This window comes from Ensifer sp. 22521, from assembly GCF_052044795.1.
Taxonomy (GTDB): domain Bacteria; phylum Pseudomonadota; class Alphaproteobacteria; order Rhizobiales; family Rhizobiaceae; genus Ensifer.
The window spans coordinates 15,882-38,588 of record NZ_JBQENM010000037.1; the positions used below are offsets into that span (position 1 = coordinate 15,882).

Below are 22,707 nucleotides of genomic sequence, written 5' to 3' on the forward strand. Positions count from 1 at the left end.
GGAACATTACCGATAGCTGCCGGGGTGATGTCACGTTGTCTGTGGCTTAAAGGTTGGAGGAATTTTGGCGGGGATGAGCGAACCGACCATCAGCCACAAGAACCACCGCTCGGTTCCCTTTGAGCCTGCGGTTGGTCGAGGAAAAGCTGTTGGAGCGTGGCATTCGTGTCCTACGAAATGATACGGCGATGGGGCCGCAAATTCGGCGCGGCTTACGCGAAGCAGTTGCGCAGAAAGAAGCCGTCGTGAAAGGACATCTGGCATCTGGAAGAGGTCGTGATTTCCATCGGCGGCCGCAAGCATTGGCTTTGGCGTGCCGTTGACCAGGACGGTTACGTTCTCGACGAGATCGTCCAGGCGCGGCGCGATACCAAAGCTGCCAAGCGATTGCTGGTCAGGCTGCTGAAGAAGCAAGGCTTAGCGCCGAAGCGGATCGTCACCGACAAGCTGCGCTCAAATGGAGCGGCAAGACGCGAGGTGATGTCGGCTGTCGAACATCGCTCGCACAAGGGGCTGAACAATCGCGCGGAGAATTCTCACGTGCCACTTCGAAAACGAGAACGGATGATGCAGGGATTTCGATCTGCTGTAACGTTCATCTCAGTCTTTTCAGCAGTCCGAAATCTCGTCGTCCCGCCGCACCAGAAACGCTCAGCCCTCGCCACCCACATTCAGCGGATCCGCACGATAGCGCAGTGGAATGCCGTGGCCGGCGCAACAGTCTGAGGTTCCAGACAAAAGCCATGTCCGGGCGTTGATGAAACAACGTGACATTGCCAGTTCTTGTGCTCCACCGACGCACGCACACCTTTTCAAGCGTCGACTCGAACTACGGGACGGGGCCGCGAGCCACGCCCCGCAGCCACTTCTCTTCGTGATGAACTCCAGAAGGTCGGCGTTCAGCACATCAGCGTTCACTGTCAGCATCCCGTGCGCCGCTACCAGTTCTGGAGCACGCCTTCATGGACCGCCCCGTCCTCGCGGTTGAAGCCGGAGAACGGGCCTGACGGGACGTCGCGGAAGACTGTGCACGGTTGCCGGCCGGTGCCGTCCGAAAGCCGTCGAAGACCTCCATCGGCGTGCCTTCGGGGTTGTCGTCGGTCTTCAGCATCAGCGGCGGAAGGGCGGCGACGAGGACGGCTTTGGCTACCCGGCCTGGGTCAGCCTTCGCTTGGCACCGGCGTGTTGAGAAGCTGCTGCTCCCAAAGATACGCGATGCCGCTGCCGCCGAAGTGCTGGATGAGAATCTCGGTCAGCTCCTCGACATGCTCGGTGCGCGCCCAATCGCGTTGCCATTCGCCAGCGAGCGCCATCACGGTCATCACGTTCGCGCCGGCCGCGGCCATGCGCTGGATGGCAACTTCGTGAGACTCCTTCGAAATCCCGCCCGACGCGTCGGTGATCACGGTGACGTCCCAGCCTTCGCCGGCGGCCTGGATGACAGGCATTGCGACGCAGACCTCGGTCCACAGGCCGGCGATGATCAGTTGCTTGCGGCCGGTCGCCCTGACGACGCTCACCACATTCTCGTCCTGCCAGGTGTTCACCCAGGTGCGATCGATGACTTCCTGGTTCGGAAATACGTCGGTGATCTGCTTAAAGAGAAGTCCACCGCGCGCCGCGATCACGCTGGTGAGAATGGTCGGAACATTGAAGGCTCTTGCTAGCTTCGCCAGCGCGGTCGTGTTGTTGACCACCATATGCGGATCGTGGCTGTTCAGGTTCGCGAGTTGATAAGGTTGGTGATCGATCAGAACGAGAACTGAATCTTCGGGACGAAGAAGCGAATCGAGGCCGTTACGAGGGGGCATCAAGACTTCCTTTTTCTGCCGCTATGGACGGCAATGGGTTCACGGGAGACATGCGCCAGCGGGTGCCGTTGCCTGGACGCAATTTGCTGTTCCTTTTGGTAGTGCGGTAGTGCCATATTCGGGCGAGCTGTGTCGCGAAATAAGGAACGCCGGAATGGACATCGAAGACCTACAGACATTCGTCGCAGTGGCCGATGCCGGGGGCGTATCGGCCGCCGCGCGCCGGCTCGGCGTCTCCAAATCGATCGTCAGCCGGCGACTCTTCCGGGTCGAAGCGGAGCTTGGCGTCCAGCTTCTTGCACGAACGACCCGCGGCGCCGCGCTCACGGAAGCGGGGATCACGTTCAGGGACCATGCGGCCAGAGCCAGCGCCGAGATTGACACCGCCAAGGAAACGATACTCCCCACCGGTGAGTTGCGCGGCCGCCTGAGGGTTGCCATGCCGCTTACGTTCGGCCCGACCCACTTCGCCCCCGTGCTTGCTGACATGGCGCGCCAGCACCCGCAGCTTCACATCCATACCTCCTACAGCGATCGCTTCGTCGACCTCATTGCAGAGGGTTTTGATTGCGCGATTCGGGGTGCCTACCTCCAAGACTCAAACCTGATCGCGAAGCGCGTTGGGCCGATCCATGGCAAGCTTGTCGCCAGCCCGGATTACATCAAAGCGCACGGGTCACCTGAGACCCTGGACGAACTCGTTACCCATCAGGCCCTCATGCAGGGAACGGAAGCCTGGCAGTTCATGGATGGCGACAAGATCGTCACGGTTCAGCCGCAGGGCAGGTTCAAGGCCGACAGCGCCACGGCGCTTGCCGCTGCGGCGGCGGCAGGTCTCGGCATCGCCTGGCTCCCCGATTGCATCACATATGGATATGTGGCCTCCGGCGGTCTGGTCCCGATCCTGACACGCTATCCGGTCCCTCCGGGGGCGGCGTATGTCGTCCGCCCGCCGGGTCAGCATCCCACGCGGAAAGTGCGTGTGCTTACCGAAATGCTGACTGAGTACTTCAAACGGAACCCGGACGTTTGGGGTCTCGACCGTTAAAACACGGGCGAAGCCTAATCAATGAATTGCGTTCGACGGTCGCTCTACTGCGAGCCGCCGAGCGTAACGACATTGCCCACACGTTCGACTTACTGCGACCCAGCCTTCGCCGGGCTCCGGACCCGGGCTGCGTTGGTTGATTATGCATTGGCTGACTGGCTGTTTTCGGGGCGAAGCCCAATCGACCTCAACGACTGGCGTGGGCGCGCGACGCTGCCGTCAATATGCTGAACACAACTCTGTAAGCCGCTCGTCTATTGAGGTGCTAGTAGAAGGTCTTGAAACACGCCGAACGGTCAACCCAAGAGGGCATAAAGTGCTCGACCGCCAGTGTGTGCGGGCCGCCGAGCTCTTCTAAAGCATCTTCAGTCGAATGGAGCGACACCACTCCAGTCAGCAAGACCATGCGTCTTCCTGATCAAATCGCCTGCGCGCTCTCCGATGACGACACACGGTGCCATCGTGTTTCCGGTGGTGATACGCGGCATGATCGAGGCATCTGCGATACGAAGACTTTCAATCCCGTAGACCTTGAGCTCGTTGTTGACCACGGACATGCTGTCGCGTCCCATTTTGGCCGTGCAGGACTGGTGCCAGTAAGTGACGGCCGACTTTCGGATGAAATCGATCATCCCTGCCCGGTCGCGTGTGCCCGGAGCTGCCTCGCTCGTGACCAGCGGCGTGAAGGCGTCGCTATTTCCGAGTTCGCGACACAGCTCAACCGCCGCCAAGGCGGCAGCCATGTCTTCCGGCTCACTGAGAGAATTTGTTTCAATCAGGATAGGGTCGTTTGTATTGGGGCCGGAGAGCCTCAGCCGGCCACGGCTTTTCGGCTGCGCAAGCCCTGAAAACATCGTCCAGCCATGCGCCGGGGTTTCCAGACCTGTCTCTGCTGGCGAAGGTACGGCGAACTCCAACTGGCACTGAAGAATGTCCGGCTGAGAGAGGCGGGAGTCGCTTTTCCAATAGAGTTTTGCTTCGCAGCCTCCCCCGCCGACGCCTTCCGGCTTTCGATATGCCCACGTGCAGCCGAACGCGAGATGATCTTGATGATTTCGACCCACACCAGGGAGATGCTGCACGACAGATATCCCGTGAGCTTTCAGCTCGTCCTTCGGGCCAATGCCTGACTGCATCAGCACCTTTGGCGTGTTGATCGCACCCAGCGACAATACCGTTTCGCATCGCGCAGTGAACTCACGCCGCTGACCGTTGACGAGAGCCTCGACGCCTGTCGCCCGTTTGCCATCGAAGATGAGGCGCGTGACCAACGCGTCGGTTACGACCGTAAGGTTTGGTCGTGACATGAGCGAACGAACATAAGATCCGAATACGGACTCCCGCTTGCCATGCCGGATGCGCAGTTCTGCGATCGATGCACCTCCGGCACTCTCCATCAGTTCGCCGTTTGGAGTGTCGAATACCGGAATGCCCATCGCCGATGCAGCGTCCAGCAGAGCCTCTGCGATTGGCTGTGGCGAACGTGGCTGGGCGACATATACCGGCCCTCCAGCGCCGCGGCGTACCGCATCCGGCGTGCCGCGCCAGTCTTCAATCCGCCGATAGTAGCCGAGAACCGATTCATAACCCCAGGCTTCATCGCCCGCTTCAGCCGCGAAATGATTCCAGTCTTCCTTGTGGCCTCGCGCCCAGACCATGACATTGATACTCGACCCACCACCCAGACCCTTGCCCATGCTGAGAGGAAGCCGCCTACCGTAGAGCTCAGGCGCCGGCTCTCCAACGAAACCCCAGTCACGGTTCGTACCGAGATTGAGCGGCCATTGCGACGGGTTTACAACGGACTCGGCCGCATCATCTCCGCCAGCCTCAAGAAGCAAGACGCGTGCGTTTCCGCATTCTGCCAGTCGAGCAGCAACGACGGAACCACTGGATCCGGCTCCGCATACTATAAAGTCAAAATCGACTGGAACCTCACGATGTAGTGGTGCCGGATTTTCATGTCGGTTTATGTCATGCGTGTTCTGATCCACGGGGTTACCTTTGTGAATTGGTGGGCTGAAATCGTAAGAAATGGCCGTGAGCGCTATTGGCATCGGAGATGCAATCGATCTCAGTTGGAGATCGACGGTTTTACATACTGGGTGTAGAGCCGAGCGTGGTGGGAAGTGAGGACGTTCCAGCATCCGATCATCGGAACAGTAATGCCTGTCCCGATGATAAAGCTCGAATGACCATCCTTACTGCGCCGAAACAGTTTTCGCCGCTTCGTCGATGGTGTCTGCGACCACCGTTGGCTGCGTCATGAACAGAGCGTGGCTTGCTGAGACCTTGGTGATCTTGGCTTTAATCCGCTCTGCCATATGGATCAGCATGGCCTGATCAAATGCTTTGTCCTCTGTGGCGATGACGGCCCAGCTTGGCTTGGTTCGCCAGGCAGCATTTTCCAGCTTCGTGGCAAACGCCGACATGTTGATTGGGACCTGCGAATCCCGCATGAACGCGACGTCGGTATCGCTGGCGTCATGCGCAAACCCAACCTTGAATTTTCCAGGGTTAACATACCCAAATCCATCTTTCGTGGTTTCGATGACGAATTCAGATGCCGGGGCAAAACCTTCATACTGCTGGGCCGTCGTCTCGCCTGCGTCCGGTGAGAGCGCGGAGACGTAAACCAGTCCCGCGACCTTCGTATCAATGCCGGATTCCGTAATGACTGTTCCACCCCATGAATGGCCTACCAGAATGGCCGGTCCATCTTGCCGCTCAAGCGCACGCTTGGTGGCGGCAACGTCGTCTGCAAGGGAGGTCAACGGATTCTGGACGATGGTGACACGATATCCACGCTTCGTGAGATTGTCGTAGACGCCCCTCCAACCGGAACCATCGGCGAAAGCACCGTGAACGAGTACAACGTTCTTCACGGCCTGGTTAGCAGGGATGGTGTCCCCAGCGTTCGCAGGCACTGCGGCGGATATTGCGGCTACGGCTGCGACAGTGGCCAATTTGGTCCTGGTGGTCATGGCTTTCTCCTCTTGGTGTATGCGATAACTGTTATTGCAATAAATATTACCTGTCAGATTTAATTTTTCGTGTCAACATCATTTATCGCAATATTGTTTTTTGCAGTACTTTTTGCTAATCCTGAGCCGACAGGAGCTCAAAATGACTAAACGACATAACGACCCACCGCCGCTTCACGATCAGCTCTGCTACGCAATCTACACCGCTGGCATCGCTATCCAGCGTGCCTACAAGCGGGTGCTCGACGAGTTGGGTTTGACATATCCGCAGTACCTCGTGCTCAACGTTCTCTGGCGCGACGACGAGCAGACGGTTGGTGCCATCGCCCATACCCTCGCTCTGGAATCCAGCACGCTTACGCCGCTTCTGAAGCGGCTGGAAGCATCAGGCTTGCTGCGACGGACACGAAATCTGAGCAATGAGCGGCAGGTTGTCGTTGCATTGACGAACGAGGGACGCACGTTGCAGCACAGGGCCGGCTGCCTCAGCGACACATTGCTCGCAACCTCTACACAGACGCCCCAGGAGTTGGCATCCTTGAATCGCGACGTCCGGCATCTCCGCGACGCCATCTATTCACAGATCGGCGGATGGGACGCGCCCGCTTGATCTGTGAAGGCGTCTCGATCCTAAGCTGTTGGCACAGTTCCTCCATCGATGGTGTATTCGGTACCTGTGATCGATGCAGCGCGATCCGATGCCAGGAAGGCAATCAGGTTTGCCACTTCCGTGGGCTTGGCAGGGCGTCCGAGAGGTATGCCGCCCAAACTATCCATGATGATTTTCTTGCCACCCTCAAGATCCGTACCCGCCTTGTCCGCCAAGCGCTGGGCCAAGTGAACGGACGCTTCCGTTTCGATCCAACCCGGAGACACTCGCACGACGCGGACGCCCTTGGGCGATACCTCCTTGGACATGGCCTTGCTATAAGTCGAGAGTGCCGCCTTGGCTGCAGCATAAGCCGTGGTCGCTTCCGGGAGAGGCAGCACTCTTTGGATGGACGTGACATGCACAACCACACCGGTTCCCCGTTCGACCATGCCTGGAACCAGTTCGCGATCGAGTCGAACAGCGGGAAAAAGATTGAGAGACATTTCTTTGTGCCACTCGGCATCAGTTAGCGCCCCAAAGCCACCGCCGGCTGCTGACGAGCCACCCAGCATATGAACGATGATATCGATGTTGCCGAGACGTTGACGTGTAACGCCCGCGACGGCCGCGCACCCCTCTTCAGTCGTGAGATCGGCCTCGACAAACAATTCTTCCGGCAGGTTCTCAGGACGCGCCCGCGCGGTCGTCAACACCTGCGCGCCGAGTTCCCGAAACAGGCTGACGGTCGCAGCCCCGGCGCCCTTGGTTCCAGCAGTAATGAGGGCTCGTTTGCCTCTCAGGTTGAGAAAGTCTGTCATCACCGGATCTCCAGCCTAGCGATTTTGCCGTCCTTGATGGTGAAGGCATATGAGAGCGTCACCGGACTGCCGGGAAACTGGCCGCCAACTTTGGCTCGGACGAGCACTTTGTTGCCGTCAACGGTGGATTCCAAAGGTTCAGAAACGTACTGCGTCGCCTTCTTCGCAGCCACCCACCATTCACGGATGGCGACGACGCCTTGATGGCGCGATCCCTCATCTTCGACAACGGCTTCGATCGCAAAGGTGTCCGACAGCGCATCCGCGTTGCTGCCGCTGTCAGCGTCAAAGTACATGTTCGCGATATCGGGCATATCCATTGTGTTTCTCCTCATTGGCTGACCCGATAGTAGCGCTCGACCATTGCGTAGATAAGTGGGATAAGCCGGCATGCAGCAATGAACAGATCGGGACAATGGAACAAGCCAACCTGAAGGAACTTGAAGCGGTCATCGCTATTGCCCGGCGCGGCACATTCCGCGCAGCGGCCATCGATCTCGGCATGTCTACGACAGCGTTGAGCCACACAATAGGCAGGCTTGAGGCGGAGCTTGGGGTGCGATTGTTCAACCGCACCACACGCAGCGTGTCGCTGACGGATGCCGGCAGGCTCTTTGTGCAGCAGGTGGCGCCGTCGCTCCAGGATCTCTATGCCGCTTTGGATTCGGTGCGTGCGCAACGTGAGACACCTTCCGGAACAATACGGATCAACGCGGCGCCGTTCGCGGCGCGCGCAATCATCTCACCGCTCGTGCTTGAGTTCCTGCGCCGCTATCCCGACATGAATGTCGATATTGTAACTGAAGGAAAGATGGTCGATATCGTCAAGGACGGGTTTGATCTGGGAGTCAGGGTTGCGGGCCTCGTTCCCAGCGACATGATTGCAGTTTCGCTCGGCCGGCCCCAGCGACATGCTGTGGTTGGGTCTCCTGAATACTTCGAGAGGCATGGGAAGCCGGTGGTCCCTCCCGACCTTCTCAGCCATCGATGCATTCGCGTTCGCCTGCCCGATGGCTCCCTGTTTCGGTGGCGTTTCGAGAAGGACGGGGAGCAGGTGCAAATCGATGCACGCGGCCCGATATCGCTGGACGAGGCTAGCCTCACAAGAACCGCTGTCCTGGAAAGCGCCGGTATAGGCTACATCTTCGAGCAAGACATTTTCCCGGACATTGAGGCGGGGCGCGTCGTCCGTGTACTGGAAGACTGGACGCCACCATATCCGGGGCTTTGCCTTTACTACCCTGGGCGCCGAAATCTGTCAGCCGGGGTCAGGGCGTTCTTGGAACTTGCGCGTGAGCTCGCGACAGTGAGCTAATTGAACCGCCAGTGGAGAAGCTTGTTTGTCTCTTCAACGCTCCAAGCGGACACAGATTTGCAATGCGTGAATGCCGGGCGTCAGGAGCAGGACGTGAGGGCGACCTTTGGCGTCGCAGACGGCATGGAGCTTCCGTCCGCCTTTCGTGCGGCCGATACCATGAGCCAAGCCCCCCCTTTTCCGCCGCCTGCGCAGCGGTGGACCTTGATGCAGCTACTATCGATGAACAATCGGTCCGGCGCATCCTCGGCTCCGGCGAGTGCGCTGAAGATGCCTTCCCAGATGCCGCGCTCGGACCAGCGAACGAAGCGATTGTAGAGCGTCTTCTTCGATCCATAGACGTCGGCGCAGTCCGCCCAGCGGCCACCGCATCGCAGCGCATGGACGATTCCGCTCAACACGCGACGATCGTCCACGCGTGGCTTGCCCCGCACATCCGTTGGTAGGAGCGGTTCGATCCGTTCCCACTGCGCATCGGAAAACCAAAAGAAATCAGACATCTCACCGCCCTTTCGTTGCGGCAATGAATCTTGTCCCAGCGCTCAGGGAGAGCCAATTATTGGGTCCGGATCCTAGGATGTTCACGTTCTGGGCCAAGGAGATCGCATAATGTATCGGGCCTTTATCAAACAAAGACAGCGACGGCTGATTTGACGATGATGCCATCATCTGGACTTCTGCGCATTTGCCGACCGGTAGCAGCGCGGAAGACCTGCAGCAATTGCAGCGCCGGCGGTACCCGTGACCACATTGTTTTCATGCGCTCCCTGCCATTTCGGCTTTTCCACACAGCCCGGCCAGTAATGACGCGCTGGGACCAGCGGAAACCGATCTCGTGGAAATACAGGTCGGCATGCTGCGGGCTGATATGATGAAAGACGCCGGCAATTGTGTGGCGGACGCGGGAATTGAAACCTTCGACCGAATTGACATGAACGGCGTCGCGAACGTATTCGCGGCTGGAATGCTTCACGGTGTCATGCCTGGCATAGTTCTCGCCAAGGGCTATGAACGCTGTCGCCTCATCGCTCATCAAGTAGGCGTCGGGGTCGATCTGCGCTTCGGCCGCGCGCGCCCCGCTGCACGAAGCGAAAGACCCGTCACCACCGCAGCACGCGCGTCACCGGCCGGAGTGCCGGGTGTGACGTCATCTGGTCGCTGCACTATCACCATGACAGGCGTCTTCTGGGTATTCGGTAGACCTTTTCGGCCTCGTCCAGGCGGTGGATCGTCCGGATTTATTCTCGGTCGCCCACCGAGATGAAAATGGTCGATCTCCACCGTGCCATCGAGCATGCGCTCGCGCGCCGCCATGAGACGCAGCGCGGAAAGCCGAGCCCTTCGCTTTGGGCGAAATTGGTCTGGGACGAGGCGATGCCGATGGTGAGCGTAAACATCTCCTTTCTCGTGGCGGAGATCAGCGGCCACCAGTAGTCGTTCCAGGCATGCAGGAAGGTGAAGATGCCGAGCGTCGCTTGGGCCGGCAGCGTCAGCGGCAAGAGTACCTTCCAAAAAATGCGCAGCGGAGAGGCATTGTCGAGCAGCGCCGCCTCGTCGATCTCCTTGGGAATAGCCTTGAAGAACTGGGTCATCAGGAAGACCCCGAAGGCAGACGACATGCCAGGCAGCATCAGTCCGACATAGGTGTTGTGAAGGCCAAACCAGTTGAACATCTGGTGACGGGCAATGATGACTGCCTGTTCGGGCACAGCAAGACCGAAGAGCACGATGACGAATATCGTCTTGCGCAACGGAAATTCGAGGCGGGCAAAGGCATAGCCGGCAAGTGAAGACAGGATCAGCACGCCCGCCGTCTGTCCGATCGCAACCACCACGCTGTTGAAAAACCAGCCAAAGGCCTGCGATGAGTGGACGATGTTGACGTAGTTGATGAGCGTATAGGGCAATCGGAATACCGATTCCGTGCCGAGCATCAGTTCCTTGTTGTCCTTGATCGACAGGCCGACGAGCCAGGCGACCGGCGCCATCATGGCGAGCGAGAGCGCAATGGCGATCGTAAGCAGGGTTCGATTGCCGGTCAGGGCATCCGTCAAGTCGTGAGCAGGTGTGGAATTGGCAGCAGATCCCGGTTCAGATCCCCTCAAGATCACACCGAAGCGTGGGTTGGCGGATAGAACGCCCCGAGCTGGCTGGCCGCGCTTTGCTTCCGGCCATATCCATCGTTCATTCCCGGAAATCTGCATAGACAGCCGCCGTTGGCAGATGGAAGCGAACGTCACCGTGCCACTGAAAAATTTTGAGAAGTTATCTCGTGGTTCAAACTTCCGGAATGAGGTCGATAGCTGAACTGCCCCCGCTTTCAACCGGACAAGTCAGCATAAGCAGCGTCCGGGCGAACCTACCAGTTGTCGGCAGGTCGAGAATTTGCGAGATCACCATAATATGCAGACGGAAGTGCCTTCGCGAGGAACGAGAACTCCGAATGGCAATGGCGCATCAGCCCCAGTCCGATCTCGTCCGGGACAGCGTGGCCGCCCTTGTCGCTATCGAGACCAAGAACGAATCTGCTTCGCAGAACGAGGCCATCGGGCGTGTCCCGTGTGACGTGCATCATCCGGCCGCCTATTGGAACTCCATGCTCGTCAGTCTCAACATCATCGCCAAAGCCAATTCCGGCGTAGAAAAGTGCGGATACGCCGCCCACCCGCTTTGCGGCATCGATGTCCGTGGCACTGAAGTATGCAGCTGGGCTTAGGAACTTGATGGTTGCTTTGACCGGAGGAACCTCTCCTAGCGACTCCGTCGCCCTGATCGTCGCGCCGATGTAGTTCTCACCTTTTTTCCAAAGCTCGTCCCAACCGAAATGGCGCTTGTGATCAATCGGATGCCACCAGCGAAGGTGTTCGTCGGTTTCAAAATACTTGAACCACCATTCCAGCATCGCTCCGTTGCACCCTGGCATTATCGTTCTGCAGGCGACCGTGAGGGTGCCGGAGCCGAAGCGCTCGATACCCATTTCGAGTCTAATTGGGTCGGCGTGCAGCAGCGCGACAGGGATTGCTGCTTCCAAATCCTGTTGCATTTCCTATCTCCTATATTTAGGAAACGTGTGGCGTTTCCTAAATTCGATGGGTATACCCTTCGTACGACGTTGGTCAAGGGGATCAAGATTTGGAAAAGCGAGCGAGAGGGCGTCCGGCCCGTAATCGGCTTGAGGTGGAACGCAAAATTCTCCAAGCCTCAACACAGCTTCTCTTTGATCAGGGATTTGCCAAGTTCAGCATCGATGCGGTGTCGCGTAGCGCAGGAGTTGCCAAAAAGACTGTTTACGCTATGGCGGCCAATCGTGAGGAACTGGTCGGGAAAATCGTAGCGTCCTGGACTGAGCAACTCCAAACGAGTGGAGATCACCGGCCGAGCGAGCCGCGTCCTGATCCGGGGAGCCTGCGGGAGCTATTGAGCAGGATTTATCGGATCGCCCTATCCAAGGAAGCTGTAGCCCTTTTCCGTCTCATCTGTGCTGAAAAGGAGGGTCGAGAACGGCTGGCAGAAATCTATAATCGAAATGGAGTCGAGCGGGGAGTGCTGGCCGTGGCGAACTGGCTGCGCGAGTACCAAGCCGATGTCCAGTCATTTGATGTCATCCGATCTGCCCGGATGATCCTTGCTGCTCTGGTTGCTGAGCCCTTGCGCAGGGCCGCTATCGGCCTTGAAACACCATGGAACGATAGCGATGAGGAGGTCACCGCACGGGTTGGAGTGTGTGTGGATTTCTACGCACGTGTATTGTTCAAAGAGTTGGGCACGGCACCATAACGGCCATCGTGGCGCATCTGATGCCGAGGCGGCGTCACAGCAATTGGGTGGCGAGCGCGACGAATGCCGGATCAGATGGTACGACAATCGCAATGTTCCGGGGTTGTAATCCCCATGCAGACCGCCGGACGCCTTGTTTTTTTGCCGTCGCACCGCCACGCATGCCGCCCGTCGAGTGCTGGCCAAGCCGAAACCTGAGCACGCGGTGGCGGTCAAACTCTGGGAGAATCGTCCCCACTCCTGTTCACGTTGATGCCCCTTTACATCTGAGGTGACGCCCACTGATGAGCCAGCGTAAGTGTGGGTGATCGCGTTGCGATCGCCCAATAGATCGGGCCACAATTAACCGAAGCGAAAATGGATCGACGCCTTCGTATCCGTGCTCGATTTCTAAGGCGAAAAGGGCACTAAGACCGATTTCAACGAATGTCACCGACCTTCAAGGGGCTTTGGCTGAAACCTCTGTCTTGGCTGTAGCCCTTTAGCGCCGTATCGCGAACTTCAGCTAGGCAAGAAGCCGTGCGTACGGAACCAGGCCACTTCATCACGCAGGGTTTCGCTCACGGGCCGGAACTCCAGACCCAATTCTCGTGTGCTCTTCGCACAATCGTAGCGAGATCGGTCATTCTCCGTGGCAACTGTTCGCGCCATGGCCCAACTCAAGAGTACAGGCTCGCCAGTCATCCGCGCGTAGAGCTCATTGCCGGCGCCGATCAGGTAAAGCAAGAAGAGTGGAATGCGGCGGGTCGGTGCCTTTGCCCTGGTGGCTTGTGCGATCAACGGCAACAAATCGGCCATGGTCATATGCTGTCCGGCGGCGAGGTAACGTTCGCCGCGTTGCCCCCTGTGGCTAGCGAGGATCATCGCCCGCGCCACATCGCGCGCATCGACCACCGAGAAGGAGCCGGGGGGAACGCCGGGCAAGCGCTCGAGCGCCACATCCAGCACTGTTTGGCCAGCCGACGTCGGCCCGATATCCCCCGGCCCGTGCATCCAGCCCGGAAGCACCATGGCCGCCCAAAAATCGGGATGTTTGTCGAGAAAATCAAGCACCACGCGGTCCGACAGGATCTTGCTGCGGTAATAATCATCGGCGTCCCGCTCGTCCCGCAACATGGACTCGTCTATGGTTTGTCCCTTTGCACCGCGCAGCACTGCAACCGAGCTGGTATGGACGAAGCGCCGCACTCCGGCACGATAAGCGTGATCGAGCAAGCCACGCGTACCCGCGACATTGGACGCGTAGAGCGCGTCCCAATGCTTCCCGCCTTTGTAAGAGTCGCGGAAATAAGCCGCTGTGTGGAAAACCACGTCGACGCCCCTAAGTGCGTCCGCAAAACCCGACACGTCGAGCATATCGCCGGCTATGATCTCTAAATCCAGCCCGGCAAACTGCATTGCTGCTTTCTCGTGCGAGCGAACCAGCGCGCGCACGCCCCAGCCGTCGGCGATTAGTTCGCGGACCAGATTGTTGCCCAGAAGGCCGGTTGCCCCAGTCACGAAGGCAGTCGGCTCATGGGACTCGTTATTAGGATAGTTCAGCATGAAAGTGTTCCACAATTGAGGGAACGCATCATATAAGGCTGGACTAAGGTCCATGGTCAACAGCTTAAGGTGTAAAATATGCTGATCGGAGAATTCGCCCAGCGGACAGGATTGAGCCAGGACACTGTCCGCTTTTATGTCCGCAAAGGTCTGCTCAGGCCGCAACTCGGCGCCAAAGGTGGTCGCAATCCCTATCAGATCTTCACCGATCAGGAGGCCTCGACGGTTCGGATGATCCGTTTCGCACAATCACTGGGTCTGCCACTCAAGGAGATCGCGGAGATCGCCACGGAACTGCAACGCGAGGGCTTATCGCCGGCGCGTGAGATCGAGATCATGGACGTCCAGCTCGTCAGGCTTGAGCAGAAGGCAATTGAATTGGCCGAGCTGACCAATTATCTGCGGGCGAAGCGCGACTGGGTCGCGTGCGGCAAGCCGGGCGATGAACCGCGATTTACCGATGACACGCTTTGCTAACCCGCGAAACGCACGGAATCTTCGATCGACCAGCCGTCGGGCGCTATCGGCGAATGGCAGCGTTGGGTCCAAACGCGTCGATCGTAGCTTCCGAGGTAAGGTCTGGAAGTGGTGCAAACCTGCAGCTCGGCGGCATGTATCATGTCCGCTTCTGTGATACCACCGTGCTCTGCTCAGTGTCCGACTTGGAGGCGCATGCTGCCGGTCACAAACTTAAGCGTGGACGTCGCCTGAGGGGCGGACAGAACCGTGCTAAGAAGGGGCCGCCGATGGCGGCACCCCAATTCTTCTCACATGGAAACTGATCCGATTAATAGTTACGTCGCTCTTTCTTCTGCGGTATTCGGTCTCCACTTGATCAGCCGGCCTTCCAGAACATCAAGAATTCGGTCGATGATGAGCACGAACGCGGCCAGGATGATGATGCCGGCAAACACTCCAACCGCGTCGAAGTTGCCTTCCGCCTGCGCGATCAGATAGCCGAGCCCGGCAGAGGAGCCGAGATATTCGCCAATGATGGCGCCGACCACCGCGAAGCCGACTGACGTGCGAAGGGAGGACAAAATCCAGCTGGCTGCCGCCGGAAAATAGACATGCCGCAACAGATCGGAACGTTTGGCCCCGAGAATCCTTGCGTTTGCGAGGACGACCGGATTGACTTCGCGGACGCCCTGCATGGCGTTGAAGAAGGTGATGAAGAAGACAAGCGTTACTGCGAGCGCTACCTTGGACCATAGGCCGAGACCAAGCCAAAGCACGAAAATTGGGGCAAGCACGACGCGCGGAATGGCGTTCAGGCCTTTGATGAAGGGGTCCAAAATCCGTGCCGCACTGCGGCTAAGACCCAGCCATACACCGGCTGCGACGCCAAGGCCTGTGCCGATGATGTAGCCGAGCACAGTCTCCGTCAGTGTGATTGACACATGACGATAGAAGCTGGGGTCAACAATCCAGCTGATCATCTGGTTGAAGATGTCGAGCGGGGCTGGAAAGAAGAAGACATCGATGAAGCCGGCGGTCACGCCAAGCTGCCAGCCGCCGAGGATAAAGATTAGCATCCCGAGCTGGATGATGCGTTCAGTCACGACGTTCATAGCTTTTCTCCACTTCGCCGCGCAGGGACGCCCAGATATTTCGATAAAGATCCATAAAGCGTGGATCGAGTTTAATTTCCGCGACGTCGCGAGGGCGCTCGAGTTCCACCGGGAAGCTTTCGATAACCCGTGAACGAGGGCCGGCTGCAAGAATTGCGACCCGGTCGCCGAGGGCTATTGCTTCTTCGAGGTCATGCGTGATCATTACGACAGCCCTGCGCTCTTCCTGCCACAGACGCAGGAGTTCGTTTTGCATGAGGTGCCGTGTGTGAATATCGAGGGCCGAAAAGGGCTCGTCCATTAGGATGACTTTGGGGCCGGAGATTAGGGCCTGCGCCATCTGGACGCGCTTGCGCTGGCCGCCCGAAAGCTGATGCGGATAGCGATGCTCGAACCCTTTGAGTCCGACTTTCGCAAGCCAGTTCATAGAACGCTCGCGTCGCTCTGAACTCGGCACACCTTTGAACAGCAGTCCCAGCTCGACATTCTCGATCGATGTCTTCCAGGGCAGCAGCGCGTCCTGCTGAAAGAGATAGCCGATATCGTTCTGGACGCCCTTAACCGGAGCGCCGTCGATCGCCACTGTTCCGCTGGCAGGCTTCAGAAGACCAGCAATGGCGTTGAGCACGGTACTTTTGCCACAGCCTGTTGGTCCCACGATGGCGAGAAACTCGCCATCGGCAACTGTCAGGTTCACGTCCTGCACCGCTACATAGGAGCCGAATGACATCGTGACGGCGTCAATCGATACCATTGGCCTCTTGTTTAGCTCGCCCGACGGAACGGACATGGGTTTTACGACAGCCAAAGCCATGGCCTCCTCCTGGATTAATTGATGGTCTTGTCGTTGACTTTGTCCACGAAAGCATTCGTGTAGGTTTTGGAAAGATCGATAGTCGCGGCAGCAACCTTTTCGTTGAAACTCTTCAAGACGGCGAGGGGTGTCTGAGTGTCGGTCTCGCTGAATTTGCCATCGACCGAGAAGATCAGTTTGGCATTCTCGACAGCCTTCACATAGGTGCCCCGGTCACCGGAGATGAATTCCTTCGGCAGTTTTTCGACGATCTCTTCAGCGCTGTGTGTGTTCATCCAGGCCAGCGCCTTCACGGTCGCGTTTGTGACTTTCTGGATGGTTTCCGGGTTCTCATCGATATAGGCCTGCGTCGCATAAAGGACGGAGGTCGGGTAGATCCCACCGTAGATTTGCGTGGCACCGGCGTCGCTGCGGGCGTCGATCAAAATCTTGCCGACACCCTTGGCTTCGATAAAGGTTGCCGCCGGATCGTAGTTGACCAATAGATCAACCTTTCCTTGCTCGAGCGCCGCAACAGCAGCTGAACCGGAGCCGACCCCGATCAACGAGACGTCATCAGCCGATAGGCTGTGGCGCTGCAGATAATAGCGGACGAAGAAGTCTGAAGACGAGCCCGGCGCTGTGATACCGATTTTCGCGCCCTTGATCGTTTCAGGTTTGGCGGGATCGAACGCAGCGTTCTTTCCACCGGCAAGCACGAGCCCGGAATTGCGGGCCAATTGCACGAAGGCGACAACAGCCTTGTTCTGCGACTGCATCTGGATGGTGTGGTCGTAGAAGCCGACGGCGATATCCGTGGAGCCGGCAACGAGCGCCTGCAGCGTCTTGGAACCGCCCGATGCGAAGTTTTCGACGGTTACCTCAAGACCTTCCTTCTCGTAGAGACCTAGGCCAGCTGCGACCGGAAAGGGCAGGTTGTTGAGGTTGTAGGACCCGACGCTGATGCGGACGGGTTCCGCAATAGCCGAACCGGCGAAAGCGACCGTTGCCGCAAGTGCGAGCAATAGGTTACGCATGTGTATTCCTCCCTGATGCGTGGCGCCCTCCCGGCAACCACTTTCGATTATGCCGCGCAAACCATTTGCGCGATAGGTTTTGCAAAGACCTGGCCTTCGAAGAGGCGCCGGGCCGTACGCAGGATTCCAGCAACTGTCTTGCCATCGCGGGTATCCAGTTTCACTTCCAAACGGCCGCTTGGATGGTCGAGAACGAGAACGACCGGTGGCTTGCGGTCTCCGATCAGCCGCGAGGCGACGGTTCCGTCGCTGATGCAGGCCGTGGCTATGCCGACCGCACCGGTCGTTGCGAGAGATGGGTGGCACTGATGCGGCATGAAATAGCGCACGCCGAGATCGCCGCCGTTGTTGGGCCTGGAGATTAGAACCGGCTTTGGCGTGACCTGATTGCTGACGTCACCCATACCCATGCGCCGGCCAGCTTCGAGCCTCAGAGTTTCGAGCCGTTCGAGCAATGCGCCGTTGGTATTAAGCTCGGCTGCAGGTTCGTCGCCCGTCACACCGAGGGCGGTGGCTTCCAGCAACATCATCGGCATAGCGCAGTCGATGCAGGTGACATCGATACCGTCAATGCTGTCGCGCGGGTTGCCGGTGGGAAAAAGCTTCCCCGTGCGTGCCCCAGCCGCGTCCATGAAGGTCAGCGCGATCGGCGCAGCATTGCCAGGCACGCCGTCGATCGAGGCATCCCCCATATAGGCAACGCAGCCATCAGGGGTCGGAACCTCCGCTTCGATCACTTTGCCGGTATTGACGTTGTGAATGCGCACGCGGGTTACGCCCGTCGCCGCCTTGACCAGGCCGGCCTCGATCGCGAACGGCCCGACGGCCGCTAGCATATTTCCACAATTCGGCGAGGTATCGACGAGTTGCTGATCGATGCGGACCTGGGCGAACAGATAATCCACATCGGCATCCGGTATGGTTGCCGGGCCGACGATGGCAACCTTGCTGGTAACGGGGTTGCCGCCGCCGATACCATCGATCTGCAGAGGATGACCAGATCCCATGACCGAAAGCAGAATTTGATCGCGTGGACGCTCATCTGACGGAAGGTCGGAGGCGAGAAAGAACGGTCCTTTGGAGGTGCCGCCTCGCATCAGAACGCAGGGAATGGAAATCAGATCGTTCATGGTTGTGTCCGCTTACTGATGTGATTTAAATATCAATCAGCTTCTTTGTTGCAGTAAGCGGCAAAAAGATTGATATGTGAAATGCGAATATTAGAAGGAATGATGCGTTGTGAGCATTAATTGCGAGATACTGGATCTCCGCGCGTTTCTAGCGGTCGTCGAACTGGAAAACTTCCACCGCTCTGCCGAAGCGCTCAATCTGTCACAGCCGGCACTCAGCCGTCGAATTCAGAAGCTGGAGCTTGCAATCGGGGCGCCCTTGCTCGAGCGCACCACCCGTCATGTCTCGACAACCGCCCTTGGCGCGGAGCTGATCCCGTTGGTGCGACGAATGCTTGAGGAGTTCGACACGTCGCTGTTTGCGGTGCGCGATGTCGGATCTCAGCGCAGCGGCCTTGTGACTATCGCATGTCTGCCAACGGCCGCTTTTTATTTTTTACCAACCGTCATCAAGCAGTTCAGCGCCGAGTATCCCAATATTCGTTTTCGCATTCTCGATCTGCCGGCTACCGACGGTTTACAGGCAGTCGCCCGTGGGGAAGTCGAGTTCGGCATCAATATCATGGGCTTTTCAGATCCCGACCTCATCTTCGACAGGCTCATCGAAGATCCATTCGTGCTGGCGGCACGCAAGGATCATCCGCTGGCGGCGAAGAGCGAACTCGAATGGGACGATCTGGCGCCCTATCAACTGATCACAGTTCACCGGTCCAGCGGCAATCGCACGCTTCTTGACGCTGCGTTGGCGAAATCGAACCTGAAACTGCGTTGGTCCTATGAAGTCACACATCTTTCGACATCGCTTGGTTTGGTGGAAGCCGGGCTTGGAATTTCGGTTCTGCCAAAACTCGCTACACCACAGGAAGAGCACCCGTTCCTCGTCACGAGACCTATTCGCAATCCTCAAATCTCACGAACGATCGGCATTGTGCGTCGTCGCGGTGGGACGCTTTCGCCCGCGGCCGAGCGCTTCATGACAATGTTGATTGGGACGTGGTCCGAAGGAAACTGAGCAACTGAAAAGCTACCGGGATGGTAACCCGACTACTTTTCAGTCAAATGTTCTCTTTTTTCCGCTACAAGAACGCCTTGGGCGGCGCCACGCCGGCGGCCGCGACGTCAGCTGGTCTGTCCCGTCTATTGGGTTGGGAAACGATGCTGGAATTGTGGGGAGTGCCTGCGCTCCTTGCGCTTGTTCTGTGGCATACGTCATCCGCTTCGGAAGCGCACGGGCACGGGGTGGTCTCCGGCAGCGTCAATGCGCCGCCTTCGGAGCAACGTCCGGCAGAAAACTGCCGTTCAGTAAGCGACCGCAATTCGGCCATTCGCTCTCCAAAAACGTAGACCCCAAAGCTGCTTGCAATTACCTACCAATCACATGGCCGATTTGGCTGCGTAGTCGGCTTGACGGTCTGCACTAAACTTCAGGCCCTTGTCGTGGCTGCGGCACCGACTATCCGCTGATGCTGGTCGCCTGAGACCAGACGACCATCCATTGGCCATCACGCTGTTCGTAGACGTCGGTGTGCCAGTAATCACTGAGAGGGACTTTGTGCCCACTGAACAAGACCTCCAACTGGGCGCGATATCGGATGACCGCAGCGGTGTCGTACAGGCGCACCGCAATGTCGGCAGGCTCCCAGGTCAGGTATCGAATTTTGCCCAATGCGATAGACCCCAGATACTCGTCTTTGGAAAGGGCCACGCCGATTGGCGTGATCAATTGAAAGTCTGGTGCGTGAAGCTTTCTTGCCCGGTCGAGATCAGCGACGACGAGGGCGCGCAGTCTGGCGCGTTCCGTTTCACGCAAAAACTCTATTGTGCTGGAGGTTTCGACAGTATCGGGGGATCGGGTCGTCACGGTATTCTCCAATTGAAAAAGGCGAGATCGCTCGATCTCTAAATAAGTGACGATTATACGGAGGCTGCGGCTGTCGGCGGCATGGCTGCGATCAAGCCCAGGTCAATCAGGCTCTGGGCGCTAGCCCGTATAGCCTCTTCCTCTAAGCGCGACCGCCAGTTCAGGACATGCCTGGCCTTTGCTGCGCTGACACTCAGGTCACGATTGAGTTCATGAACGATGGTTCGTGCATGGGGGTCGGATTCCGCCATCGCCCTAACCACCTCATCGGGAACTTCACCTGAAGGAAGCCGTGAGACGTACTCTGGGAAGGACGCAGCCAGGACAGCTACCAAATCCTTGAGCCAGAAAAAGCGCCCGCCAACGATAAACCTTTGATCTTTGGCTTCGGGCTGCGTCATCGCCAGCAGGTGAGCCCGCGCCACATCGCGCACATCCACCACTGAGAAACCAAACCGTGGAATACCTTGGAATTGTCCTGTCATCAGATGATGGATCAGTCCCACGGATGTCCCGAAATTCGCTCCGAGCAACGGCCCCAGGATCATGCTCGGGTTAATGACCGTCAGTTCGAGCCCTACGTCGCGCGCAAAGGCCCAGGCAGCACGCTCAGTCAAAGTTTTTGACTGGTAATAGGGCGTTGCCCGCGGACCGTTCGGGTCAGTCCAATTTTCTTCGGTGAAGGGGGCCTGCCCGTCGCCATGGTTGGTGGCACCTATCGAGGATGTGAGGACCACCCGCTCGACGCGCGCGTTGTGCGCCGCAAGGAGCACCCGCAAAGCGCCCTCACGGGCGGTTTGGATCAAAGCGTCCGTATTTTCCGGAAACCCAGGAGGAAAGGGAGACGCGGTATGAATGACATAACGACAGCCTTCGACAGCTGCAGGCCAGCCATTGTCGCTATCAAGATCTGCCTGCACGAAGCTGAGCCGCTCCAGAGCATCCTTGCCAATATGAGCGCCAAGCAGACGTCGCACGCTGTCACTTTTTTCGATGTGGCGCAGACTACCGCGCACACGATAGCCTTCCTTAAGCAACTGAAAAGCGACGTGCCCGGCGAGAAACCCACCAATGCCGGTAACCAGCACCGCTGCATTTGCAGCGTTCGTCTCTTTTTTCATCGAATGTCCTTCTGACCGCATCAGTCGGCCATGTCGATTAGACACCTGAACCCTAAATGTCCAATCGTCTTTTGACAGTCTGGACTTAAGGTGTCAATCTGCCCATCATGCAGCCCGACCAAAAAATAACCCTGATCCTGGACGCAGCCTTGCCGGTGTTTGTGCGGTTTGGCTTTCGCAAGACGTCAATGGCGGACATTGCCCGTGCGGCGTCGATCTCGCGCGCCTCGCTCTATTTGAGCTTCAGCAGCAAGGAAGAGCTGTTTCGGGCCGGTTCAGCTCGCGCCCACGCCAAGGCTTTGGATGAAGTGGCAGCGGTGCTGGCGAGCGACGGGTGTGCCTTTGATCGCATTGCCAAGGCCATGGCGGTTTTTCAGCGGGAGTTGATTGCGCCATTTGGCGGCAGTGCTGATGCAGATGAGCTATTTGCCGCCAACGTGGCCTTGGCGGCCGATATTACGCTCGACGCGCGCCAGAAGCTTTTGAACCTGCTGACGCAAACCATACTGGCTGCTGCGCAGAAGGGCGAAATCGATCTTGAACCTCTGGAAGTGCCACCTGCGCAGCTGGCCAATCTCATTGTCGCTGCCATGAATGGGATCAAGCACGCCCAAGGCGGCGGTTCCAGCCTTCAAGACGGCATGAAACTCTTCATGCGCCTTCTTCGACTGGCCGTAGCCGCCGTTCCGCTCCCGCCCCAAATCGGATCTCGTGAATGAAGAACCAGCCGCACGAAGCGGTCATCCGTTTTGAGCGAATGACCGTTCCATGTTCATATTTCGGTTCGCTCAGCCAAAAGCAACGCATCCTCGATGTCCACACCGAGATATCGAACCGTGTTCTCGATCTTGGTGTGCCCGAGCAATATCTGGATGGCGATGGCCGCTTTCGTTCTTCGCAGCGAGTGCGTGCCTAGTCCGATGCTCGAAGCCCAATCGCTGTGACCCATTCATCGACCAGGCGGGCGTACTGCCGCGTGCTCATGTGCCGCGAGTGATCGACCCGACTTGGGAAAGCGTATTCATCGACGGTGCCACCGCGTCTCTCAAACCACGCCAATAGGCTGGCACGCACATCGCTGGTCAGTTCGAATTGGACCCGGACGCCCGGTCTTCTGTTGAACGACCGTTGCCGCGTTCGATTCTCCGGTCCAGTTTCCAGGTCGCCTGTGTTTATCTTGACCAGATACAACGGCGAAGCTTGCTGTCGATCGCGTCGCTAAGTCGGCATTTCTGGCCAGCTCTCCAGATGCGGCCAGTCCGCCGAAAGCCCCCGCTCGCCGCCCATCACCACGCGTTCAAGAA

At 58.1% G+C, this 22,707-nt stretch carries 23 protein-coding genes and 4 pseudogenes; 10 read left to right on the forward strand and 17 right to left on the reverse strand.

All coding sequences use genetic code 11. The annotated features are described in order from the left end of the window. Positions 1-27: 27 nt before the first annotated feature. Positions 28-726 (forward strand): annotated as a pseudogene (locus tag ACTJKE_RS33195) (IS6 family transposase). Between the two features lie 215 nt (positions 727-941). On the opposite strand, the pseudogene ACTJKE_RS33200 reads toward ACTJKE_RS33195, so the two are convergent. Beyond that, positions 942-1,156, reverse strand: a pseudogene (locus ACTJKE_RS33200) (alpha/beta fold hydrolase); the annotation flags it as partial. A gap of 4 nt (positions 1,157-1,160) precedes the next feature. Beyond that, the gene (locus ACTJKE_RS33205) at positions 1,161-1,811 is read right to left on the reverse strand and encodes a hydrolase (protein ID WP_058329619.1); all 651 of its coding nucleotides are present in this window, start codon (positions 1,809-1,811) and stop codon (positions 1,161-1,163) included. A gap of 154 nt (positions 1,812-1,965) precedes the next feature. Between ACTJKE_RS33205 and ACTJKE_RS33210 the strand changes: the two genes are divergently transcribed. Then, a complete protein-coding gene (locus ACTJKE_RS33210; RefSeq protein ID WP_058329620.1) occupies positions 1,966-2,859 on the forward strand; it encodes a LysR family transcriptional regulator in 894 nt (297 codons plus the stop codon). Positions 2,860-3,224: 365 nt separating this feature from the next. On the opposite strand, the gene ACTJKE_RS33215 is transcribed toward ACTJKE_RS33210, so the two are convergent. Both ACTJKE_RS33215 and ACTJKE_RS33220 read right to left on the reverse strand, forming a co-directional pair. Then, positions 3,225-4,853: a GMC family oxidoreductase gene (locus tag ACTJKE_RS33215; protein ID WP_058329621.1), complete on the reverse strand. Its 1,629-nt coding sequence runs from the start codon at positions 4,851-4,853 to the stop codon at positions 3,225-3,227. Between the two features lie 207 nt (positions 4,854-5,060). Beyond that, positions 5,061-5,843, reverse strand: coding sequence for an alpha/beta fold hydrolase (locus ACTJKE_RS33220; protein ID WP_058329622.1), 783 nt, complete (start codon positions 5,841-5,843; stop codon positions 5,061-5,063). A gap of 142 nt (positions 5,844-5,985) precedes the next feature. Between ACTJKE_RS33220 and ACTJKE_RS33225 the strand changes: the two genes are divergently transcribed. Next, on the forward strand, positions 5,986-6,453 hold the full coding sequence (locus ACTJKE_RS33225; RefSeq protein ID WP_058329626.1) for a MarR family winged helix-turn-helix transcriptional regulator: 468 nt from the start codon (positions 5,986-5,988) through the stop codon (positions 6,451-6,453). Positions 6,454-6,473: 20 nt separating this feature from the next. On the opposite strand, the gene ACTJKE_RS33230 is transcribed toward ACTJKE_RS33225, so the two are convergent. Continuing rightward, positions 6,474-7,253, reverse strand: coding sequence for an SDR family oxidoreductase (locus tag ACTJKE_RS33230; RefSeq protein WP_440693648.1), 780 nt, complete (start codon positions 7,251-7,253; stop codon positions 6,474-6,476). Next, positions 7,253-7,573, reverse strand: coding sequence for a nuclear transport factor 2 family protein (locus ACTJKE_RS33235; protein ID WP_058329624.1), 321 nt, complete (start codon positions 7,571-7,573; stop codon positions 7,253-7,255). The genes ACTJKE_RS33230 and ACTJKE_RS33235 overlap by 1 nt, the downstream gene beginning before the upstream one ends. A gap of 95 nt (positions 7,574-7,668) precedes the next feature. Between ACTJKE_RS33235 and ACTJKE_RS33240 the strand changes: the two genes are divergently transcribed. Continuing rightward, positions 7,669-8,568, forward strand: a complete 900-nt coding sequence (locus ACTJKE_RS33240) for a LysR family transcriptional regulator (RefSeq protein ID WP_057217558.1) — start codon at positions 7,669-7,671, stop codon at positions 8,566-8,568. Positions 8,569-8,664: 96 nt separating this feature from the next. On the opposite strand, the pseudogene ACTJKE_RS33245 reads toward ACTJKE_RS33240, so the two are convergent. From ACTJKE_RS33245 to ACTJKE_RS33255, 3 genes and pseudogenes are all read right to left on the reverse strand, one after another. After that, a pseudogene (locus ACTJKE_RS33245) lies at positions 8,665-9,068 on the reverse strand (IS5 family transposase); the annotation flags it as partial. Between the two features lie 125 nt (positions 9,069-9,193). Then, positions 9,194-9,894 (reverse strand): annotated as a pseudogene (locus ACTJKE_RS33250) (IS1595 family transposase); the annotation flags it as partial. Beyond that, positions 9,807-10,622, reverse strand: a complete 816-nt coding sequence (locus tag ACTJKE_RS33255) for a carbohydrate ABC transporter permease (RefSeq protein ID WP_440693650.1) — start codon at positions 10,620-10,622, stop codon at positions 9,807-9,809. The gene ACTJKE_RS33255 and the pseudogene ACTJKE_RS33250, both read right to left, overlap by 88 nt. Before the next feature lie 19 nt (positions 10,623-10,641). Here ACTJKE_RS33255 and ACTJKE_RS33260 point away from each other — a divergent pair, with 19 nt between their 5' ends. After that, positions 10,642-10,875, forward strand: a complete 234-nt coding sequence (locus ACTJKE_RS33260) for a hypothetical protein (RefSeq protein ID WP_440693652.1) — start codon at positions 10,642-10,644, stop codon at positions 10,873-10,875. 52 nt (positions 10,876-10,927) lie between these two features. Here the strand turns inward: ACTJKE_RS33260 and ACTJKE_RS33265 are convergent, their stop codons facing one another. Then, positions 10,928-11,611 (reverse strand): DAPG hydrolase family protein, encoded by a 684-nt coding sequence (locus ACTJKE_RS33265; RefSeq protein WP_058328580.1) that lies wholly within the window; start codon positions 11,609-11,611, stop codon positions 10,928-10,930. An 89-nt stretch (positions 11,612-11,700) separates the two neighbouring features. Between ACTJKE_RS33265 and ACTJKE_RS33270 the strand changes: the two genes are divergently transcribed. Continuing rightward, positions 11,701-12,345, forward strand: coding sequence for a TetR/AcrR family transcriptional regulator (locus ACTJKE_RS33270; RefSeq protein WP_440693654.1), 645 nt, complete (start codon positions 11,701-11,703; stop codon positions 12,343-12,345). Between the two features lie 501 nt (positions 12,346-12,846). Here ACTJKE_RS33270 and ACTJKE_RS33275 read toward each other — a convergent pair. Beyond that, complete coding sequence (locus ACTJKE_RS33275) at positions 12,847-13,890, reverse strand: SDR family oxidoreductase (protein WP_440693656.1); 1,044 nt, start codon at positions 13,888-13,890, stop codon at positions 12,847-12,849. A 78-nt stretch (positions 13,891-13,968) separates the two neighbouring features. Here ACTJKE_RS33275 and ACTJKE_RS33280 point away from each other — a divergent pair, with 78 nt between their 5' ends. Further along, positions 13,969-14,367, forward strand: a complete 399-nt coding sequence (locus ACTJKE_RS33280; protein WP_058328583.1) for a MerR family transcriptional regulator — start codon at positions 13,969-13,971, stop codon at positions 14,365-14,367. 317 nt (positions 14,368-14,684) lie between these two features. Here the strand turns inward: ACTJKE_RS33280 and ACTJKE_RS33285 are convergent, their stop codons facing one another. Genes ACTJKE_RS33285 through ACTJKE_RS33300 form a run of 4 tightly spaced genes read right to left on the reverse strand, consistent with a single transcriptional unit; the run spans position 14,685 to position 18,421 of the window. Further along, positions 14,685-15,461 (reverse strand): ABC transporter permease, encoded by a 777-nt coding sequence (locus ACTJKE_RS33285; RefSeq protein ID WP_113513406.1) that lies wholly within the window; start codon positions 15,459-15,461, stop codon positions 14,685-14,687. Then, positions 15,445-16,275, reverse strand: coding sequence for an ABC transporter ATP-binding protein (locus ACTJKE_RS33290; RefSeq protein ID WP_058324019.1), 831 nt, complete (start codon positions 16,273-16,275; stop codon positions 15,445-15,447). The genes ACTJKE_RS33285 and ACTJKE_RS33290 overlap by 17 nt, the downstream gene beginning before the upstream one ends. Positions 16,276-16,289: 14 nt before the next feature. Next, the gene (locus ACTJKE_RS33295) at positions 16,290-17,291 is read right to left on the reverse strand and encodes an ABC transporter substrate-binding protein (protein WP_440639143.1); all 1,002 of its coding nucleotides are present in this window, start codon (positions 17,289-17,291) and stop codon (positions 16,290-16,292) included. 47 nt (positions 17,292-17,338) lie between these two features. Then, entirely contained in the window at positions 17,339-18,421 is a 1,083-nt protein-coding gene (locus tag ACTJKE_RS33300) for a 4-oxalomesaconate tautomerase (RefSeq protein WP_058328586.1), read from the reverse strand. A gap of 109 nt (positions 18,422-18,530) precedes the next feature. On the opposite strand from ACTJKE_RS33300, the gene ACTJKE_RS33305 reads away from it, so the two are divergent. Next, positions 18,531-19,433: a LysR family transcriptional regulator gene (locus tag ACTJKE_RS33305; RefSeq protein WP_440639145.1), complete on the forward strand. Its 903-nt coding sequence runs from the start codon at positions 18,531-18,533 to the stop codon at positions 19,431-19,433. Between the two features lie 441 nt (positions 19,434-19,874). Here ACTJKE_RS33305 and ACTJKE_RS33310 read toward each other — a convergent pair whose 3' ends face one another. Continuing rightward, the gene (locus ACTJKE_RS33310; RefSeq protein WP_057248381.1) at positions 19,875-20,282 is read right to left on the reverse strand and encodes a nuclear transport factor 2 family protein; all 408 of its coding nucleotides are present in this window, start codon (positions 20,280-20,282) and stop codon (positions 19,875-19,877) included. Positions 20,283-20,335: 53 nt separating this feature from the next. Then, entirely contained in the window at positions 20,336-21,403 is a 1,068-nt protein-coding gene (locus ACTJKE_RS33315) for an SDR family oxidoreductase (RefSeq protein ID WP_058328588.1), read from the reverse strand. A gap of 107 nt (positions 21,404-21,510) precedes the next feature. Between ACTJKE_RS33315 and ACTJKE_RS33320 the strand changes: the two genes are divergently transcribed. Both ACTJKE_RS33320 and ACTJKE_RS33325 read left to right on the forward strand, forming a co-directional pair. Beyond that, positions 21,511-22,122: a TetR/AcrR family transcriptional regulator gene (locus tag ACTJKE_RS33320; protein ID WP_058328589.1), complete on the forward strand. Its 612-nt coding sequence runs from the start codon at positions 21,511-21,513 to the stop codon at positions 22,120-22,122. Next, positions 22,119-22,319, forward strand: a complete 201-nt coding sequence (locus tag ACTJKE_RS33325) for a hypothetical protein (protein ID WP_082663641.1) — start codon at positions 22,119-22,121, stop codon at positions 22,317-22,319. Before ACTJKE_RS33320 ends, ACTJKE_RS33325 begins: the two co-directional genes overlap by 4 nt. Positions 22,320-22,707 lie beyond the last annotated feature (388 nt).

What these genes read in the sequence shown, in the direction of transcription:
- ACTJKE_RS33205 (WP_058329619.1), bottom strand. Translation starts at nt 1,811, where the DNA reads ATGCCCCCTCGTAACGGCCTCGATTCGCTTCTTCGTCCCGAAGATTCA.
- ACTJKE_RS33210 (WP_058329620.1), top strand. Translation starts at nt 1,966, where the DNA reads ATGGACATCGAAGACCTACAGACATTCGTCGCAGTGGCCGATGCCGGG.
- ACTJKE_RS33220 (WP_058329622.1), bottom strand. Translation starts at nt 5,843, where the DNA reads ATGACCACCAGGACCAAATTGGCCACTGTCGCAGCCGTAGCCGCAATA.
- ACTJKE_RS33225 (WP_058329626.1), top strand. Translation starts at nt 5,986, where the DNA reads ATGACTAAACGACATAACGACCCACCGCCGCTTCACGATCAGCTCTGC.
- ACTJKE_RS33230 (WP_440693648.1), bottom strand. Translation starts at nt 7,253, where the DNA reads ATGACAGACTTTCTCAACCTGAGAGGCAAACGAGCCCTCATTACTGCT.
- ACTJKE_RS33235 (WP_058329624.1), bottom strand. Translation starts at nt 7,573, where the DNA reads ATGGATATGCCCGATATCGCGAACATGTACTTTGACGCTGACAGCGGC.
- ACTJKE_RS33240 (WP_057217558.1), top strand. Translation starts at nt 7,669, where the DNA reads ATGGAACAAGCCAACCTGAAGGAACTTGAAGCGGTCATCGCTATTGCC.
- ACTJKE_RS33265 (WP_058328580.1), bottom strand. Translation starts at nt 11,611, where the DNA reads ATGCAACAGGATTTGGAAGCAGCAATCCCTGTCGCGCTGCTGCACGCC.
- ACTJKE_RS33275 (WP_440693656.1), bottom strand. Translation starts at nt 13,890, where the DNA reads ATGCTGAACTATCCTAATAACGAGTCCCATGAGCCGACTGCCTTCGTG.
- ACTJKE_RS33280 (WP_058328583.1), top strand. Translation starts at nt 13,969, where the DNA reads ATGCTGATCGGAGAATTCGCCCAGCGGACAGGATTGAGCCAGGACACT.
- ACTJKE_RS33285 (WP_113513406.1), bottom strand. Translation starts at nt 15,461, where the DNA reads ATGAACGTCGTGACTGAACGCATCATCCAGCTCGGGATGCTAATCTTT.
- ACTJKE_RS33290 (WP_058324019.1), bottom strand. Translation starts at nt 16,275, where the DNA reads ATGGCTTTGGCTGTCGTAAAACCCATGTCCGTTCCGTCGGGCGAGCTA.
- ACTJKE_RS33295 (WP_440639143.1), bottom strand. Translation starts at nt 17,291, where the DNA reads ATGCGTAACCTATTGCTCGCACTTGCGGCAACGGTCGCTTTCGCCGGT.
- ACTJKE_RS33300 (WP_058328586.1), bottom strand. Translation starts at nt 18,421, where the DNA reads ATGAACGATCTGATTTCCATTCCCTGCGTTCTGATGCGAGGCGGCACC.
- ACTJKE_RS33315 (WP_058328588.1), bottom strand. Translation starts at nt 21,403, where the DNA reads ATGAAAAAAGAGACGAACGCTGCAAATGCAGCGGTGCTGGTTACCGGC.
- ACTJKE_RS33320 (WP_058328589.1), top strand. Translation starts at nt 21,511, where the DNA reads ATGCAGCCCGACCAAAAAATAACCCTGATCCTGGACGCAGCCTTGCCG.
- ACTJKE_RS33325 (WP_082663641.1), top strand. Translation starts at nt 22,119, where the DNA reads ATGAAGAACCAGCCGCACGAAGCGGTCATCCGTTTTGAGCGAATGACC.